Origin of the sequence: Actinoplanes cyaneus, from assembly GCF_016862095.1 — a bacterium.
Classification (GTDB): Bacteria; Actinomycetota; Actinomycetes; order Mycobacteriales; family Micromonosporaceae; genus Actinoplanes; species Actinoplanes cyaneus.
On record NZ_BOMH01000076.1, the window covers coordinates 1 to 16,794 of the forward strand.

General features: G+C 71.4%; 14 protein-coding genes. 6 read left to right on the forward strand and 8 right to left on the reverse strand.

Annotation, left to right across the window (positions count from 1 at the left end):
* The first annotated feature begins 210 nt into the window (after positions 1–210).
* The 3 genes from Acy02nite_RS41540 to Acy02nite_RS41550 all read left to right on the forward strand — a co-directional run bounded on the left by Acy02nite_RS41540 (position 211) and on the right by Acy02nite_RS41550 (position 3,536).
* Positions 211–1,431 carry a glycosyltransferase gene (locus tag Acy02nite_RS41540; protein ID WP_203754413.1) on the forward strand — a complete coding sequence of 407 codons (1,221 nt, stop codon included), beginning with the start codon at positions 211–213 and terminating at the stop codon, positions 1,429–1,431.
* Between the two features lie 44 nt (positions 1,432–1,475).
* Entirely contained in the window at positions 1,476–2,216 is a 741-nt protein-coding gene (locus Acy02nite_RS41545; protein WP_203754415.1) for a VOC family protein, read from the forward strand.
* 147 nt (positions 2,217–2,363) lie between these two features.
* Positions 2,364–3,536: an acyl-CoA dehydrogenase family protein gene (locus Acy02nite_RS41550; RefSeq protein WP_203754417.1), complete on the forward strand. Its 1,173-nt coding sequence runs from the start codon at positions 2,364–2,366 to the stop codon at positions 3,534–3,536.
* A 58-nt stretch (positions 3,537–3,594) separates the two neighbouring features.
* Here Acy02nite_RS41550 and Acy02nite_RS41555 read toward each other — a convergent pair whose 3' ends face one another.
* Positions 3,595–4,530, reverse strand: a complete 936-nt coding sequence (locus Acy02nite_RS41555) for a cyclase family protein (RefSeq protein WP_203754419.1) — start codon at positions 4,528–4,530, stop codon at positions 3,595–3,597.
* Position 4,531: 1 nt separating this feature from the next.
* On the reverse strand, positions 4,532–5,689 hold the full coding sequence (locus tag Acy02nite_RS41560) for an epoxide hydrolase family protein (RefSeq protein WP_203754422.1): 1,158 nt from the start codon (positions 5,687–5,689) through the stop codon (positions 4,532–4,534).
* A gap of 103 nt (positions 5,690–5,792) precedes the next feature.
* Between Acy02nite_RS41560 and Acy02nite_RS41565 the strand changes: the two genes are divergently transcribed.
* Positions 5,793–6,131, forward strand: coding sequence for a YciI family protein (locus Acy02nite_RS41565; protein ID WP_203754425.1), 339 nt, complete (start codon positions 5,793–5,795; stop codon positions 6,129–6,131).
* Positions 6,132–6,137: 6 nt separating this feature from the next.
* On the opposite strand, the gene Acy02nite_RS41570 is transcribed toward Acy02nite_RS41565, so the two are convergent.
* The 3 genes from Acy02nite_RS41570 to Acy02nite_RS41580 all read right to left on the reverse strand — a co-directional run bounded on the left by Acy02nite_RS41570 (position 6,138) and on the right by Acy02nite_RS41580 (position 11,268).
* Positions 6,138–7,922 (reverse strand): ABC transporter ATP-binding protein, encoded by a 1,785-nt coding sequence (locus Acy02nite_RS41570; protein ID WP_203754428.1) that lies wholly within the window; start codon positions 7,920–7,922, stop codon positions 6,138–6,140.
* Positions 7,919–9,796, reverse strand: a complete 1,878-nt coding sequence (locus Acy02nite_RS41575) for an ABC transporter ATP-binding protein (protein WP_203754431.1) — start codon at positions 9,794–9,796, stop codon at positions 7,919–7,921. Before Acy02nite_RS41575 ends, Acy02nite_RS41570 begins: the two co-directional genes overlap by 4 nt.
* A gap of 203 nt (positions 9,797–9,999) precedes the next feature.
* A complete protein-coding gene (locus tag Acy02nite_RS41580) occupies positions 10,000–11,268 on the reverse strand; it encodes an RNA polymerase sigma factor (protein WP_203754435.1) in 1,269 nt (422 codons plus the stop codon).
* Between the two features lie 295 nt (positions 11,269–11,563).
* Between Acy02nite_RS41580 and Acy02nite_RS41585 the strand changes: the two genes are divergently transcribed.
* Positions 11,564–13,099: an APC family permease gene (locus tag Acy02nite_RS41585; protein ID WP_203754439.1), complete on the forward strand. Its 1,536-nt coding sequence runs from the start codon at positions 11,564–11,566 to the stop codon at positions 13,097–13,099.
* Between the two features lie 292 nt (positions 13,100–13,391).
* The gene (locus Acy02nite_RS41590) at positions 13,392–14,219 is read left to right on the forward strand and encodes an AfsR/SARP family transcriptional regulator (RefSeq protein WP_203754442.1); all 828 of its coding nucleotides are present in this window, start codon (positions 13,392–13,394) and stop codon (positions 14,217–14,219) included.
* Positions 14,220–14,244: 25 nt separating this feature from the next.
* Here Acy02nite_RS41590 and Acy02nite_RS41595 read toward each other — a convergent pair whose 3' ends face one another.
* From Acy02nite_RS41595 to rapZ, 3 genes are read right to left on the reverse strand one after another with little or no spacing between them, the layout of a single operon-like run.
* Positions 14,245–15,024: a glycosyltransferase family A protein gene (locus Acy02nite_RS41595; protein ID WP_203754444.1), complete on the reverse strand. Its 780-nt coding sequence runs from the start codon at positions 15,022–15,024 to the stop codon at positions 14,245–14,247.
* Between the two features lie 7 nt (positions 15,025–15,031).
* Positions 15,032–15,934, reverse strand: coding sequence for a gluconeogenesis factor YvcK family protein (locus tag Acy02nite_RS41600; RefSeq protein WP_203754446.1), 903 nt, complete (start codon positions 15,932–15,934; stop codon positions 15,032–15,034).
* Positions 15,931–16,788 carry an RNase adapter RapZ gene (rapZ, locus tag Acy02nite_RS41605; RefSeq protein ID WP_203754447.1) on the reverse strand — a complete coding sequence of 286 codons (858 nt, stop codon included), beginning with the start codon at positions 16,786–16,788 and terminating at the stop codon, positions 15,931–15,933. The genes Acy02nite_RS41600 and rapZ overlap by 4 nt, the downstream gene beginning before the upstream one ends.
* Positions 16,789–16,794 lie beyond the last annotated feature (6 nt).

The window sequence follows — 16,794 nt, forward strand, 5'->3', positions numbered from 1 at the left end:
TTGTACGTCGGGATGATCACGGAAACGCGTGACCCGCTCACGATGGCTCTCCTCGGGGATCTGGGCGACGTCTAGCAGCGTCACCCAGCCCTCGCCGGGGATCACCTCCATGAATGCGACCCGGGCGGCACTCTGGAAGGTGAGAGCCGGCCGGCCGGTTCGCATACTGTTCGAGTGGCGGCAACCAGCGATGCGGATCCGGTACCCCGGGTGAGCGTGGTCATCCCGACCTACAACCGACAGGGCATGTTGCGCGAGACGCTGCGCAACCTGGCCCGGCAGACCATCCCGGCCGACGAGTTCGAAGTCGTCGTCGCCGACGACGGCTCCTCCGACGACACCCGCGCCGTCGTCGAGGAGGCGTCCCGACAGCTGCGGATCAAGTACCACTACCAGCCCGACGAGGGCTATCGGGTGGCGCTGGCCCGCAACTCCGGCGCCCGGCTGGCCTCGGCGCCGATCCTCGTCTTCCTCGACACCGGCGTCTATGTGGGGCCCGGCTTCCTCGCCGCGCACCTCGCGGCCCACGCCGGCTCGGACCGGCTGGTCGTGCTCGGCTACACCTGGGGCTACGACTTCGAGAACGAGCCCGTCGACGGCCTGGCCGAGGCGATCGCCGAATCGCTGCCCGAGGTCGTCGTCGAGCGGTTCCGCGACAAGCGGCCCTTCTCCGATGCCCGCCACGCGGCGTACGCCAAGACCGATTTTGATCTGAGCCGGATGGTCGCCCCGTGGGTGCTGCTCTGGTCGCTCAACTTCTCCGTGCCCGCCGAGGACTACTGGCTGGTGGACGGCTTCGACGACGGCATGAGCGGCTGGGGCCTGGAGGATGTGGAACTGGGCTTCCGGCTGTTCCGGGCGGGCCTCGGGTTCCGGCTCAGCCGGGAGGCCTGGGCGGTGCACGCGCCGCATGAGCGGTCCGACCTGGCCGACGCGCTGGCCAGCACCATGCTGAACATGCGTCGGATGATGACCAGGTATCCGGAGCCGGCGACCGAGCTCGCCTGGAACCTGCTGAACAACGACGACGACCTGCTCGACGTGGACGAGCACTACCGGTTCCTGATGGCCTGGACCGAGAAGGCCCGCTCCCTCGACGTGGCGGCGGAGGTGGCCGAGTTGCTGCCGGAGTTGCCGCCCGGGCGCGTCGCGGTGTTCGGCGCGGGCCGCCGGCTGCCGGGGGAGCCGGCCGGGGTGGTGGCGTTCGACTTCGACGCCGACGCGGTGGCCGGGCTCGGCGCGGCCCACCACGCGATCGGCATCCGTACCCAGCTGCCCGACGGCGCAGTGGACGTCGTGATCGTGACCTCGCGCCTGGCCGGACTGTGGCCGCGCTGGTCGGCCGAGATCCTGGCGGAGGCCGCCCGGATCGGTGGATCGGTGCGGCTCACACCCGCGTTGATACACGGGACGAACAGCGTTTCCCGATAGACTTGAAGATCAAGGTCGATCAATCCCTACCTGGAGGATTCCGGATGGCAACGTCACGACTCGGCAGCATTCTGCTCGGTTCGGCCGACCCGGAACGGCTGCTCGCCTGGTATCGCACAGCGTTCGACCCGGTGCTGCTGCCGTCCGGCTTCATTGACTTCGATGGTTTCGACGTGCTGGTGGACGGCCGCGACGACGTCGCCGCGACGACGGCCGAGCCCGGGCGCGTCATCCTCAACTTCGAGGTTCCCGACGCCCGGAAGGTGGCCGCTCACCTCGACGAGATCGGCGTGACCTGGATCGCCCCGCTCGAGGAGCGCAAGGACGGCCTGTTCGGCACGCTGGCCGACCCGGACGGCAACTACGTGCAGGTCATCGAGCTCAACGCCGCGTACCGTGCCGCCGCACGCGGTGGCTCCGGGCTGCTCGCCGGCTCGGTGGCGTTCAACGGGTTCTCGGTCGACGACATCCCGCGTGCCGAGAAGTTCTACCGCGACACGCTCGGGATCCCGGTGACCGAGGAATACGGCATGCTGCATCTGCAGCTGGCCGGCCACCGGCAGGTTCTCGTCTACCCGAAGGCGGACCACCAGCCGGCCACCTACACGATGCTCAACTTCCCGGTCGACGACATCGACGAGGCCGTGGAGTGGCTGCGTGGGCGCGGCGTGGAGCTGGAGAAGTTCGACGGCGTGGACGACGACGGCGTGTTCCGTCAGGGCGGCCCGCTGATCGCCTGGTTCCGTGACCCGGCCGGCAACATCCTGTCCGTCATCAAGGAATAGAGCGGCGTCGAGCCGCACGGAGGAAGGTGAAGCGCCGCCTCGAACACCCGAGAATTCGGATAACGGCCGGTTCGCGTTCTGGACCGCGCATTGTCCGCAAGGGACGCCCGGACGACGTCCCTGGACCGAGGTTTCGAGGAGGACGCGGTGGAGACCACCGAGCTACCGACGCAGATCGAATGGGTTCACCGGGCGTCGGAACTGGCGCCCGTGCTGACCGAGTACGCCGCGTGGAACGAGGAGAACCGACGGATCCACGACACGGTGGTGGAGGCGCTGACCGAAGCCGGGCTGTTCCGGCTGCGGGTGCCGGTGGCCGACGGTGGATACGAGTGCGACGCCTCCACCATGGTCGCGGTGGCCACCGAGCTGGCGCGGGCCGACGCCTCCGCGGCCTGGACCGTCTCGGTCGGCTGGATCACCTCGTGGATGGCCGCGCTGTTCCCGCCGGAGGTGCGCGCCGAGGTCTTCGCCGACGCGGACGTACGCACGTGCGGAACCCTGAGCCCGTCGGCCGGCGCGGAGCCGGTCGACGGCGGTTTCCTCGTGACCGGGAAGTGGGGCTTCGTCAGCGGAGCGCCGCACAGCCAGTGGCAGATCCTGGTGGCGATGGCTCCCGGCCCGGGCGGCGACCCGTGGCCGGTCATGGCCCTGGCCCCGCTCTCCGACCTGAAGGTCGTGGACGACTGGCACACGTCGGGCCTGCGCGGGTCGGGCAGCATCACCACGATCGCCGACAACCTGTTCGTCCCGGCCGCGAGGGTCGTGCCGCTCGCGCCGGCGCTGCCCGAGGGGTACGGCGCGGGCCGTGCCGGCATCTACGGCGCTCCGCTCGTGGCGACCGCCGCGGCCTCGGTGTCCGGCCTCGCGGTCGGCATGGCCCGGGCCGCCGTCGACCGGTTCCGGCAGCGGATCGCCGGCCGGGGCATCACCTACACCTCGTACCGGTCGCAGGCGGCCGCGCCGGTGACCCATCTCAAGCTGGCCGAGGCCGTCCTGCTCGCCGACGAGGCCGAGTTCCACGCGCAGCGGCTCGCCGGGCAGCTGGACGCCAAGAACGCCGCCGGACAGCCCTGGACGGTCGAGGAACGGGCCCGTGCCCGGGTCGACATGGGACGGGCCTGCCGGCTGGCCCAGGACTCGGTGGACATCGTGCGCCGCGCCAGCGGCGGCTCCTCCATCTACACGAGTGAGCCGATCCAGCGCATCGCCCATGACATCGAGGCGATGAACATGCACGCCCTGATGCAGCCCGAGACCAACCTCGAGCTGTACGGCCGCGTGCTGAGCGGGCTCGAGCCGGACACCCTGTATCTGTGAGCGCGTGACGAACGGGCTCCCCGGCCGCCGGCCGGGGAGCCCGTTTCCGGTGTCGCGTCTACTTGATGGCCAGCGGGTTGATCGGGGAGGCCACCGCCCGGCTCACCTTCAGCGGCGGCGCCGCGAAGAAGAACTCCCAGACCCCGTCGTTCTCGCAGTCGGCCGCGAGCTCCTCGAAGTCGAGGATCTCGCCGAGCGTCATGCCCATGTCCCGGATCAGGACCATGTGGACGGTCAGCAGCGCGTCCGGGTTCTCGCCGGGGAGCACCTCGATCGCCCAGTTGTCCGAGCAGACCGCGGCGACGTCGCGGTCGCGCAGCCAGGCGCAGCAGGCCTGACCGAGGCCGGGCTCGCCGGCCATGAACGCGTTCCGGTCGCCGTCGCGCAGGAACTTGCGGCGCCAGCCGGTGCGGAACAACAGGATGTCACCCGGTCCGACCTCGACGCCGCCCTGCCGCCGGGCGGCCTCGTCGAGGTCCTCGGGGGTGATGACGGTGCCGGCCTCCAGCCAGTCGACGCCCTTCAGCGCCGCGATGTCCAGCAGCACCCCACGCCCGGCGATGCCCGGGCTCTGCTGGTCGATCGCGCAGTGTGCGGCGCCCCGGACGGTCACGCCGCCGGCCGGGAAGCCGTTGTACATCCGGTCGTCGTAGTAGACGTGCGACAGCGCGTCCCACTGCGACGACCCCTGGAGCGCCATGAAGACGTAGTCGTCGGCGAACCGGAACCCGCCCGGGAACACCTGCTCGGCACCGGTCTCCGACATCAGGTGGACGGGGTTGATCCGTCCACCGCCCGGCTGCGGCCCGTTCTCGTCGAGCGGGATGCCGAGGTCGAACACCTTGCCCCGCCGGATCAGGCGGCCCGCCGCGACCAGCCGCTCCGGCGTGATCAGGTTGGTGGTGCCGCGCTGGTCGCCGGGTCCCCAGCGCCCCCAGTTGCTCAGCCGCGCGCCGAGCGCCCGGAAGTCCTCCGTCGTGGCCTGCTCGGTCATGTCATTCCTTGATCAGCCGGCGGAACGCCCGGACGTCCTCGACGAACAGGTCCGGCTCCTCCAGGGCGGCGAAGTTGCCACCCCGGTCGAACTCGCTCCAGTGCACGATCGACGGGAAGTCCCGGTCGGCGAAGCGCCGGATCGGCACGAACGGCGCGTGCGGGAAGACGGCCACGCCGAGCGGCGCTTTGATCGCCGGATAGCGTCCGGTGGACACGTTGATCGGCAGGTTCTCGGCGATCTCGTAGTAGAACTGGGCCGAGGAGCCGCCCGTGCCGGTGAACCAGTAGATGCTGGCGATGGCCAGGAGGCGGTCACGGTCCACCGCGTCCTCGGGAGCGGTGGCCGAGTCCGTCCAGTCCTTGAACTTCTCGGCGATCCAGGCCAGCTGCCCGACCGGCGAGTCGGTGAGCGCGTATGCCACCGTGTGCGGCCGGGTCGCCTGCAGCTTCATCGATCCGGCGAGGTCCCGGACGAACCGGGCCGACCGCGCCAGCCGGGCCCGGTCCTCGTCGTCGAGGTCGTCGAGCTCGCCCGGATCACCGCTGGGCGGCGTGGGCAGCGTGTTGAGGTGCAGCCCGGCCAGGTGCTCCTCGTCGACGCCGGCCAGCGCGAGCGACACCCCGGAGCCGAAGTCGGCGGCCTGGGCGAGGTAACGGTCGTAGCCGAGACGGCTCATCAGCTCCGCCCAGGCCCGGCCCGTACGAGGGTTGTTCCAGCCCACGTTCGGGTTGGGGCCGGAGAAGCCGAACCCGGGCAGTGAGGGGATCACGAGGTGGAACGCGTCGGCCGGGTCGCCGCCGTGTGCCCGGGGATCGGTCAGCGGCCCGATGACGTCGAGGAACTCCACGACGGAGCCCGGCCAGCCGTGCGTCATGATCATCGGCATCGCGTCCGGCTCCGGCGAACGTACGTGCAGGAAGTAGATGGTCGTGCCGTCGAAGTCGGTGGTGAACTGGGGGTACTCGTTCAGGCGGGCCTCGACGGCACGCCAGTCGAAGCCGGTGCGCCAGTGATCGACCAGGTCCTTGAGATAACTCGTCGGCACCCCCCGTTCCCAGCCGGCGTCGGGCAGCTTCTCCGGCCAGCGGGTCTGGTCCAACCGGCGACGGAGATCGTTCAGTTGCGACTCGGGTATCTCTACGCGAAACGGCTGCATCCTGCAATGGTCGGCGCGACGCCCGGCGAGGCGCATCTCCTTCCTTGCCGTCCACCGGCCGTCGTACCGTGGAGGCGGACGCGGGCACGGAGAAGGGACATCGATGAAGTACCTCATGCTGGTCTGTGTCGACGAATCGCTGGTTCTGGGGCCGGAGGAGGCCGCGACCATGTCGGACTGCCCCGGGCCGTGGGCCGATGTGGACGGGCGCACCGTCTGGCGGGCCGGTGGGCAGCTGCAGGGCGTCAGCGACGCCACCACGGTACGGGTCCGTGACCGCGAGGTGCTCATCTCGGACGGCCCGTTCGCCGAGACCAAGGAGCAGATCGCGGGCTTCGACGTCATCGAGTGCGCCGACCTGGACGAGGCGATCGAGGCCGCGTCCAGGCATCCGGTCGCCCGGCTCGGCGTGGTCGAGCTGCGGCCGTTCCGGCCCGAGTGAGGCCGGCTAACGGTAGGCCCGGGCCTGCAGGCTGAAGAGGTCGTAGTAGAGCTCGCCGCGTCGCATCAGCTCGTCGTGACTGCCGGTCTCGACGACCCGGCCGTCGCGCAACACGATGATCAGGTCCGCCATGCGCACCGTCGAGAAGCGGTGCGACACGAACAGGGTGATCGCGCCGGTGCCGGCTCTCAGCTGCTCGGCCTGCTGGGCGTAGGACTCGAACAACCGGTGCTCGGCCTGCGGGTCCAGCGCCGACGTGGGCTCGTCGAGCACCAGCAGCAACGGGTTCTCCCGCATCAGCGCCCGGCCCAGGGCGAGCTTCTGCCACTGGCCGCCGGAAAGCTCGGTGCCCTCCGTGTAGCTCTTGCCGAGCTGGGTGTCCAGCCCCTGCTCCAACTGCCGCAGGACGTCACTGCCCTGCGCCCGGTCCAGCGCGTCGGCGATGGCGCCGTCGTCGCCGATCCGGGGCACGTCACCGAGACCGACCACCTGGCCCGCGAGCAGCTCGAAGCGGACGAAGTCCTGGAAGCCCGCGGCCAGGTGCTCGCGCCAGGACTCGGCCGGGATGCGGCGCAGGTCGATGCCGTCGACCAGGATCTGCCCGGTGGTCGGCCGGTAGAGGCCGCAGAGCAGCTTGACCAGGGTGGTCTTGCCGGCGCCGTTCTCGCCGACGATGGCCACACTGGCCCCGGCCGGCAGGCTCAGTGACACGTCGGTCAGCACCGGTTCGCCGGTTCCCGGATAGGTGAAGCTCACCTCGGTCAGCGTGATCCCGCTGCTCAGCCGCTCCGGCGGCGCCTGGTCGACCGGCACCGGGTGGTCGACCGCGACCAGCTTGCGCACGAAGTCGAACCGGCGCAGCATGCTGCCCATCCGCTGCAGGGTGGCGAGCAGCGTGACCGCCGCGGTGACCTGCTGGTTGACCTGAGTGGCGAGGACGATGACGGTGACCACGTCACCGATGCTGCGGCGGCCGGCGATGGTCTCCCGCACCACCAGCAGCACCGCCGCGACGTAGGCCAGGCCGAAGATCACCTGCCCGAGGGTCCGGACCGCGGCGGCCCGTCCGTAGGAGCGGACCAGCCCCCGGCTCGCCCGCTCCCACTCGCGCAGATGCCGCCGGCGCAGCTCGTCGCGGAGCCGGAAGACCCGCAGCTCGCCGGCGAACCGGGCGGAGGTGGACAACCGGAACAGGTTGAGGGCGATCCGGGTCGGAGTGGCGGTGTCGGTCTTGGCCCGGTCGATCCGCGACTCGGCCCAGCGCCCGCAGAGCAGCGGTGGCACCGCCGCGATCGGCAGCAGCAGCAGAACCGGGTTCAGCGCGGCCAGCAGGAACGCGGTGAACACCACGGCCAGGACCAGCCCGAGAATCCCGAACAGCGACTCCAGGGCGCCGATCAGCCCGCGGCTCTCCCGGTGCAGCACGGTCAGCTCGTCGGCGTACTCGGCCCGTTCCTGGTGCTCGATGCCCTCGGAGCCGTTGGTCAGCAGGATCAGATCGCGCACCACCTCGAGCTCGGCCAGCTCCGCCAGCTCGGTGTAGAAGATGTGCGCGAAGTGCGCGAAGGTCAGGCTGACGACGGCCAGGGCCGCCACCGCGATGCCGTACCAGACGGCCGCGGTGACGTGACCGGAGATGACCGCGTCGGTCATCAGGCCCAGCATCAGGGCCAGCAGGGGACCACCCACGGTGCCGGCCACCATCAGGCCGGTCGCCGCGAGAGTCTTGCGGCGGTCGGCTCGCCAGGAGATCGCCAGCAGCCGCCAGGACCCGATCAGCGTCGTCCTCATGCCGTCCTCGCCCTCTCGTCGGTGAACCGGTCGGCCTGCAATCGGAACAGTCGTGCGTACTCGCCGTCCCGGGCCATCAGCTCCTCGTGGCTGCCGTGCTCGGCCACCCGGCCGCCGTCGAGCACCACGATGTGGTCGGCCTGCCGCACGGTGGAGAACCGGTGCGAGATCAGCAACGTCGTGGCACCCTCGGTGAGCTGGATGAACTCCCGGAAGAAGCTGGCCTCGGCGCGGACGTCCAGGCTGGCCGTCGGCTCGTCCAGAACGAGGATCGAGGCGCCGTGGCGCAGGCCGAACAGCGCCCGGGCGAGCGCCACCCGCTGCCACTGCCCGCCGGACAGGTCGGCGCCGTCCACGAGGTGCCGGGCCAGCGGGGTCTCCAGGCCGCGGGGCAGGGTGTCGAGGGCGTCGTGCAGGTTCACCGCCTCGATCGCGGACCGGATCCCGGCCCGGTCGCCGAGGTGCTCCACCGCGCCGAAGCCGACGTTGTCGGCCGCCGACACCTCGAACCGGGCGAACTCCTGGAAGATCACCCCGAGCCGGGACCGCCACTCCTCCAGCTCGAACGAGCGGATGTCGGTCCCGTCCAGCCGGATGGCTCCCGAGGTCGGCTCGTACAGCCGGGCGAGCAGCTTGACCAGGGTGGTCTTGCCGGCGCCGTTGACGCCGACCAGGGCCGTGCAGCGATCGAGCGGGATGGACAGGCTCAGCTCCTCGAAGATCATGCGACGGTCGCCCGGATAGTGGAAGCCGACCCGGTCGAACTCGATCGTCCCGGTCGGCGGGGCCGGTGGCGCCACCACGACCCCGGCGGCCTGCCCGGCGTACCCGGCGACTCCCTCGCGGAAGAGCAGGACCTCCTTGTAGGCATGCATGCCGAGGGCCGTCTGCAGGTCGGACTCCGGCCAGTACTCGCCGAGCCGCAGCGCGCCGAGCGCCGCCTGCATGACCATCGCGAACCCGGTCAGGGTGAGGCCGGCTGCCACCTGGGCCGCCTCCCGGCCCGCGAAGGCGAACACCACGCCGGCGATGAACAGGCCCAGCGCCGTGATCCGGAGAAACTGCCACAGGTAGATCCGCCGCCGCGCCGCCCAAACCGGCACCAGCCAGTCGAGGTAGCTGCCGCGCCAGAAGTCCACGAAGAAGTTGTGCAACCCGAAGACGCGGATCTCCTTGGCCGAGCCCGGCGCGACAGCAACCTCGCGCAGGTAGTCGTTCCTCAGCTCCTGCGGGTCGAGCAGGAACCGCTCCTCGGCGAACTTCCGCAGGCCACCGCGCTGTGCGTACCGCTGCAGCACCACGGCGCCGGCCAGCGCCGCAGCCGCGGGCCAGGACAGCACCACACCGACCACCACGGCATAACCGGCCAGCTGGGTGTAACGCCCGATCAGGGCGGTGAGGCCGGCGCACGCCTCGCCGGGGCTGAACAGCCAGTTCTCCAGTTCCCGGGCGCCCACCCGGAGGTGCTCGACGAGGCTGGGATCCTCGAGCGGAGCGATCCCGGCGGTGCCGGTGGCCAGGCCCATCAGCTCGTCGCTGACCAGGCCGTCGACCCGCCGCGCGATGAGCTGGCCGAGCAACTCCTGTACCGGCGCGACCAGTTGCTGCCCGACGAAGGCCGCCGCGGCCAGCAGGAAGGCGATGACCAGGTCGTCCCATTGCGGCGATCCGAGGCCGGCGTCGACCGCGGCCGGCACCTTGCCGAGCAGGATCGAGGAGAACACCACGAACGCCGGCGGCAACACGCCGGCGACCAGGTGCACCAGCACCGCAGTGACGATCAGCGGGGCGCCGGCGCGCCGGGTCAGCCGGACCATCTCGAGCCGGTCCCGGGTCAGCCGGACCACGGTCTGCCGGCGGGTCTCCGGGGTCATCGCGTCCTCCCGGCGGCAAGGGCGCGGCTGAGCGGGACGGTCCGGCCGTCGCCGGACGAAATGACGGTGTCGCACGTGTACTGGCCTGTCACCGGTCCTCCAGTTCGCCAGATCATGGGGGTACGGGACAACGACGAACGCGGACCCCGCGGATGGACCACCCGCTCCGAACTTTCTCCACCGGTCAGTACTTCGCGGCGCGCTCACGCCCGGGCGGCGCCGGTCACCTCCTCCAGCCGGCGGCTCAGATAACGACGCTCGGCGTCGTTGGCGGTCAGCCCGAGCGCCCGCCGGTAACTGGCGGCGGCGTCGCTCCGGCGGCCGAGGCGGCGCAGCAGGTCGGCCCGCAACGCCGGCAACAGGTGGTAGTCGCGCAGCCGGCCGGAAGCGTCCAGGTCGTCGACCATCCGCAGGGCCGTCTCAGGCCCGTCGACCATGGCCACCGCGACCGCCCGGTTCAGCTCCACCACCGGTGACGGGGTCATCTCGGCGAGGCGCGCGTAGAGGGACGCGATCCGCGCCCAGTCAGTGTCGGCGGCCCGGGACACCTCGGCGTGACAGGCAGCGATGGCCGCCTGGATCTGGTAGGGACCGATGCGGCGGCGGTTCAGCGTCCGGTCCAGCAGGGCGAGCGCCTCGTCGATCTCCGCACGGTCCCAGAGCGAGCGGTCCTGGTCCTCCAGAGTGATCATGTCGCCGGCGGGGTCGACCCGCGCCCGGATCCGGGAGTGCTGCAGCAGCATGAGCGCCAGCAGCCCGGCCGCCTCGGGCTCGGCGGGCAGCATCTCGACCAGCGCCCGGGTCAGCCGGATCGCCTCCGTGCACAGCGTGTCACGGGCCAGGTCCACGCCACCGGACGACGCGTAGCCCTCGTTGAACAGCAGATAGAGGACCGCGAGCATCCCCGACGTACGTTCGGGCAGGAGGTTCGGCGGCGGCACCCGGAACGGGATCGCCGCGTTCTTGATCTTCTGCTTGGCCCGGACCAGGCGCTTGGCCATGGTCGGCGTGGGCAGCAGGAACGCGTGGGCGATCTCCGCGGTGGTCAGGCCGGCCAGGGTCCGCAGGGTGAGCGCCACCCTGGCCTCCAGCGGCAGCGCCGGATGGCAGCAGGTGAACATGAGCCGGAGACGGTCGTCCGGGATGGCGGCGTCGTCGGGGTCGCCCGGGCCGGCGTCGCCGGTCAGGGCGGCGAGTTCGCGCAGCTTGCTGCTCTCCGTGGTGGCGCGCCGCAGCCGATCGTAGGCCCGGTTGCGGGCCACCGTCGTGAGCCAGGCGCCGGGGCGGCTCGGCACCCCCGACTCGGGCCACGTGCGCAACGCCTCCATGAAGGCGTCCTGAGTGCACTCCTCGGCCAGATCCCAGTCGCCGGTCAGCCGGATCAGCGCCGCGACGATGCGCCCCGACTCCTCCCGGAACGCCCGCACGAGGATCTCCCGGTCCTCCGCTCCCCAGGCGGTCGGCTGCCCCATGATGTCCCTTTCCTCCTCCGGCTTCCCAGACAGACCCTAGTGTTCCCGCACCGAGGACATCGACGCGCGCCACCGGATTCGCTCGTCAGGACTGGCCCTTTCCCCCTTCCCGAGGATCTCTGGCGGGCCGGCGAAGTGCGCATCCTCGAGGAAGTGCGGAGCCACCGGCCGCCTCTACGGTGACGGTCATGACTCTTGCGGCCGAGTCGATCGGAAGTTTCCCGCGGCCACCGCAACCGCCACCCGAGCGGCTCGGCACGTGCGGCGACCGCCGTCCGGAGAGGAAGGCCTTGCCATGACGACCGAAGATCCGCTGACCGAGAAGGCGAGCCCGCCGCCTACGGTGACCGGCCTTCGCGCCGGCGCCGTTTCCGGCCTGGGCGTCTTCGCCCAGGGCCTCGCGGCCGCCGCGCCGAGCGTCACCATCGCCGGCATTCCCGGGGCGCTGTTCCTGGTCGCCGGCAAGGGCGCCCTCTGGGCCGCCGTGATCGGCGGCATCCTCGTCTATCTCATCGCCGCCCTGATCGCCTACCAGGCGCGCCGCACCGTCTCGTCCGGCTCTCTCGGTACCTACGCAGGCAACGGGCTCGGGCCGGTGGCCGCCTTCGTGACCGGCTGGGCGCTCATCCTCGGCTACCTCGGCTTCACGGCGGCCGGCATGCTCGGCGCGGTGCTCTACTTCAGCGACTTCCTGCAGGAGGTCGGCGTGCCCGCCGACCAGCTGGTGATCAGAGTCCTGCTGCTGGTCCTGGCGTCGGCGGCCGCCTTCTACCTCCCGTTCCGCGGGGTGACCGTATCGGTGCGACTGGGCCTGCTCTTCGAGATCCTGTCCCTGCTCGCGATCGCCGTTGTGCTGGTGGCGTCCTATGTACGCCACGGAGCGCACCTCGACGGTGGCCAGTTCGCCCTGCACCACCTCGGCAACAGCGCCACGCTCATCGCGGCGGTGACCGCTGTCGGGTCGTACGCCGGGTTCGAGAGCACCGCCTCTCTCGGCCACGAGGCGCGCGACGCCCACCGCAACGTTCCGCGGGCCGTCCTGCGCCTGGTTTTGGTGCTCTCGGCCCTCTACCTGGTGGCCACCTATCCCGAAGTGCTCGGCTTCCAGGGCCCGACGCCGCTGGACGCCGACAGCACGCCGCTGCCCGTCGTGGCCCAGAACGCCGGCGTCCACTGGGTCTCCTACGTCATCAACCTGTCCCTGGGCCCGGCCATGATCGTGTTCTCGGCCGCCGTGATCAACTCCGGGGCCCGCAGCCTGTTCACGCTGTCCCGGGAGGGCGCGCTGCCCGCGGCGCTCGGCCGGGTGCACTCCGCTTTCCGGACCCCGCACGTGGCGATCATCCTGGTCAGCGTGATCGGCTTCGTCATCAGCCTGATCGGTACGGTCGGCTCGATCGGCCGCCTGCAGTGGAACGTGTACGTCGTCGTCGCCTCCAGCTACGCCTACCTGTTCGCGTACCTGCTGGTGGCGATCGCGACGCCGCTGTGGCTGCGCCGGATCCGGGCGCTGACCCCGGCCGCCGTCGTCCTCTCGGCGACCGCCGGTCTCGGCATCCTCTACGTCATCTACAAGAACCTCGTTCCCGTGCCGCCGGGCGCCTACAAGTACCTGCCCTACGTGTTCCTCGGCCTGCTGCTGGCCGGGCTGGCCGGGTTCCTGCGACTGCGGGCGACCCGCCCCGGCGTGGCCGCCCGTGTCGGCTCCATCCAGACGCTGTCCGAGGCCGAGCAGGATCGCCTCGCCGAGTTGGGCATCCTCGACACCGTCAACGGCAGCCACCGCGCCGATCGGGCCGTGGACGCCATCGTCGACCGCCGCGGGAAGTGACCGGAATCGGCCGGTGACCATCGGCCGTGGCTCTCCGTCGCGGGGCTTCTTCACGGATGCTCACCTCGGTCCGGGACCTCCCGCCACGGTGAATCATCGGGCTATCGTGAGCCCGGGAAAAGCGATCATCGCGCGCAGTTCTTCGTAACCGGTCTCGCCGATCGGTGAATTGCTCGCGGCCGTTCCCGGGACATGCCCGCCCCTTCTTCGAACGCCACGTGACCGGAGCTCTGTCCGGCCGCGTGGTGGGCCATGCCCGGGTCCGGCGCGGAACGAGTCAGGAGTCGCATTGATGTCGGCCGTGCGCGTCAACACGCTGGGCCCGCTGCAGATCACCGCGGGAACGACCCTGACCGTCGCTGCCGGCAAGCAGCGCGCCGTGCTCGCGGTGTTGCTCCTGTACGCGGGCCGGGTGGTCCCGCTGCACCGCATCGTCGACGAGCTCTGGGAGCAGGCCCCGCGTACGGCGGTCAGCCTCGTCCGGCAGTACGTGTTCCACCTGCGCCGCATCCTCGAGCCGGCCAAGGCCGCCGGTCTGGAGATCCACACCCTCGCGGGCGGCTATCAGCTGTCCCTGCCCGCGGCGGCCGGTGACGCCGACGAGTTCCATCGGCTGGTCCTGCTGGGCCGCCGGCAGGTCACCGAGGGGCGCCCGGCCGAGGCGCGGCTGACGGCCGACCGGGCGCTGGCGCTGTGGCGCGGGCCGGCCTTCGCCGACGTGCCGGCCGGGCCGCTCATCGCCGCCGAGCGCGAACGGCTCGACGAGGCCCGGCTCGGCCTCCAGGAGCTCGCCGCCACCGCCGACATGCGCAGCGGTGACGTCACCGGCGCCGTCGGACGCCTGCGGGCCCTGGTGATCGAGCACCCGCTGCGCGAGAACCTGCACGAGGCTCTGGTCCTCGCGCTGTTGACCGCCGGTCGCCGGACCGATGCGATGATCGCCTACCGCCGGGCCCGGGCGACGCTGCTCGGCGAGCTCGGCCTGGAACCGGGAGCGGGCCTGCGCCGGCTGGAGCGCGCCATCCGGGACGACGACGTGTCCCGGTTCCGGCTGCCCGCGCAGCCGGCCGCCTGTCGCTGGCCGGCCGGCTGCGCGCCGAGTTGCCGGTACGCGGGATGACCGCCCCCGGCGTACCGCGAACGGGTCAGTGCTTCGTCGTGCCGGCCGATGCGAGGAGCCGTTCGAAGCACGCCAGCTTCACGTCCTCGTCCTGCGTGCCGTGCATCGAGCCGGGCACTGTTCGCAGATCGCTGTGCCGCACGCGCAGCGGCCAGCCCTCCGGATAGGCGATCCGCCGGCCGCCGCTGGTGCCGACGTGGCTGGCCAGGTTCTCCCACTGGTACTCGAAGCCCTTCTGGGCGACGAAGATGTCCCGTTCGAAGCCGCCGAACCGGCGCGCCACCGGCGCGAAACGGGCGGTGTCGTACGCGATGAACTGGTCGACGACCCGGTTGACCGACCGGACGCCGATCTCGACGTCCGGTCCGACGTCGAACAGCGGCCAGTCCCACTCCTCGTGGTCGTCCACCTTGCTCACCATGACCACCTCGGGATGGCGCTCGAACACCGTGGCCACCGCGTCCAGCACGTCGAAGTCGGGGTCGGTCTTGTGCATGAACGTGTCGTCGGTGAAGGTGATCAGGTAGGGGCTGGTCGTCGTGAAGTGGTGACCGTGGAAGTTGTTGGACGGCGCCCCGGAGAACGCGTTGCGGCTCGTCCGGCGGAAGCGCAGCTCGTCAACGCCGTAATCGTCGAGGCGCGGGATCAGGTCACGGGCCACCTCGGGCGTGGACCGCTCGGCGACCAGGATCACCTCGAAGTCGTGCCGGGTGGGCCGGGTCAGGGTCTCGATCGCGCGCGGCAGCGTCCGTTCCAGCAGCCGCGGGGTGTCGTGGAAGGCACAGGCCAGGGTGAAGAAGGACATGTGGGAGTCACCTCTCGTCGGTGCGTGCGGGGACGATGGCGGCCAGGGCCACGGCCAGCTTCCAGCTGTCGTGGGTGGCCTGCCCGGTTCCGGTGAGGTCGGCGCGTACCACCGGGAGGCGGACGTCGCCGAGCGCGAGGGAGGTGCCGTCCGGAACCAGCACGATGTCGGCCTCCACGCCGTGGCGGCTCAGCGCTGCCACATGGGCGGCCACGTCGTAGCCCTCGGTCTCGCCCGGCTCCGGTTCCATGTTGCAGACGTAGACCCGCTGGGCCGTGGTGGTGGCCAGGGCCACGCGCACCTCGGGGACCAGCGCGGCCGCGAGGATCGACGTGTAGACCGAACCCGGCCCGAGCACGACCTGGTCGGCCCGGTGGATGGCATCGACCACGCCGTTCGGTGTCTTGACCTGCGGCGGGTCCAGCGCCAGGCGGTCGATGCCCGGGGTCTTCGAGATCGCGTACTGGCCGTTCACCTCGCGGCCGTCGGTGGTGGTGCAGGTGAGGTGCACCGGCTCGGCGGTGGCCGGCACCACCCGGCTCCGCGCCGGGTCCATCCCGATGAGCCGGGCCACCTCGTCGGTGGCCTCGACGAAGTCGCCGGTCACCTCGAAGAGCGCGGCCAGCAGCAGGTTGCCCAGGGTGTGGCCGGCCACGTCGGTGCCGGCGAACCGGTGCTCCATGGCGCGGCCCAGCGGGCGGTCGTCCACGTCGGCCAGCGCGGCCAGGCAGCGGCGCAGGTCGCCCGGCGCCGGGATGGCCAGGGCGGTGCGGAGGCGACCGGTCGAGCCGCTGTCGTCGGCGGTGGCCACGACGCCCATGACCGAGTCCGCGTAGCGGCGCGCCGCCCGCAGGGTCGCGGTCAGCCCGCGGCCGCCTCCGATCGCCACGACGTGCGGTCCGCCGCTCATCGGCCCAGGTCCCGGTGCAGGACCGCGGCCGAGACGCCGTGCCGCCGGAGCCGGTCGCCCGCCTCCTCGGCAATCGCGACCGACCGGTGCCGTCCGCCGGTGCAGCCGATCCCGACCGTGACGAAGCCCTTGTTCTCGGCGGCGAACGACGGCAGCAGGTCGGTCAGCAGATCGGTCACCCGGTCCAGGAATCGGGGCGCGGCCGACTGCCCGAGCACGTAGTCGCGGACCGGCTCGTCGAGACCGGTGCCCGCCCGCAGCCGCTCGACCCAATGCGGGTTGGGCAGGAAGCGGCAGTCGAAGACGAGGTCGGCGTCGAGCGGCAGGCCGTGCTTGAAGCCGAACGACACGAAGGTGACGTGCACCGTGCCGGTGCGGCTGCCGCTCTCCGGGCCGAACATCGCGGCCACCCGCCGGCGCAGGCCGTGCTTGCTCAGCTCGCTGCTGTCGAGCAGGATGTCGGCGGCCTCGCGGACCGGCCGGAGCCGCTCGGTCTCCCGCTCGATGGCCGACAGGAGATGGGTCTCGGTGTCCCCACCGGTCAGCGGGTGCACGCGCCGGGTCTCGTTGTAGCGCCGGACGAGCGTCTCGGGCGACGCGGCCAGGAACAGCACGGTGACCGTGGCGCCCGAGGACCGCAGCAGCCGTGCCGTCGGCTGCACCTGATCCTCGCGGGCCGGCCCCAGCACCAGCGCGGTGCGGTCCCCGGCGCGGGTGACGCGGTCCAGGTCCGGCACCAGCTCGGCCGGGAGGTTCCGGACGACGTGCCAGCCCAGATCCTCCAGCTGGTCGGCGGTCACGGTGCGCCCGGCGCCGGACTGGCCGGTGACGATGAGGAAATGGCGGTTGTCCATCGGCGT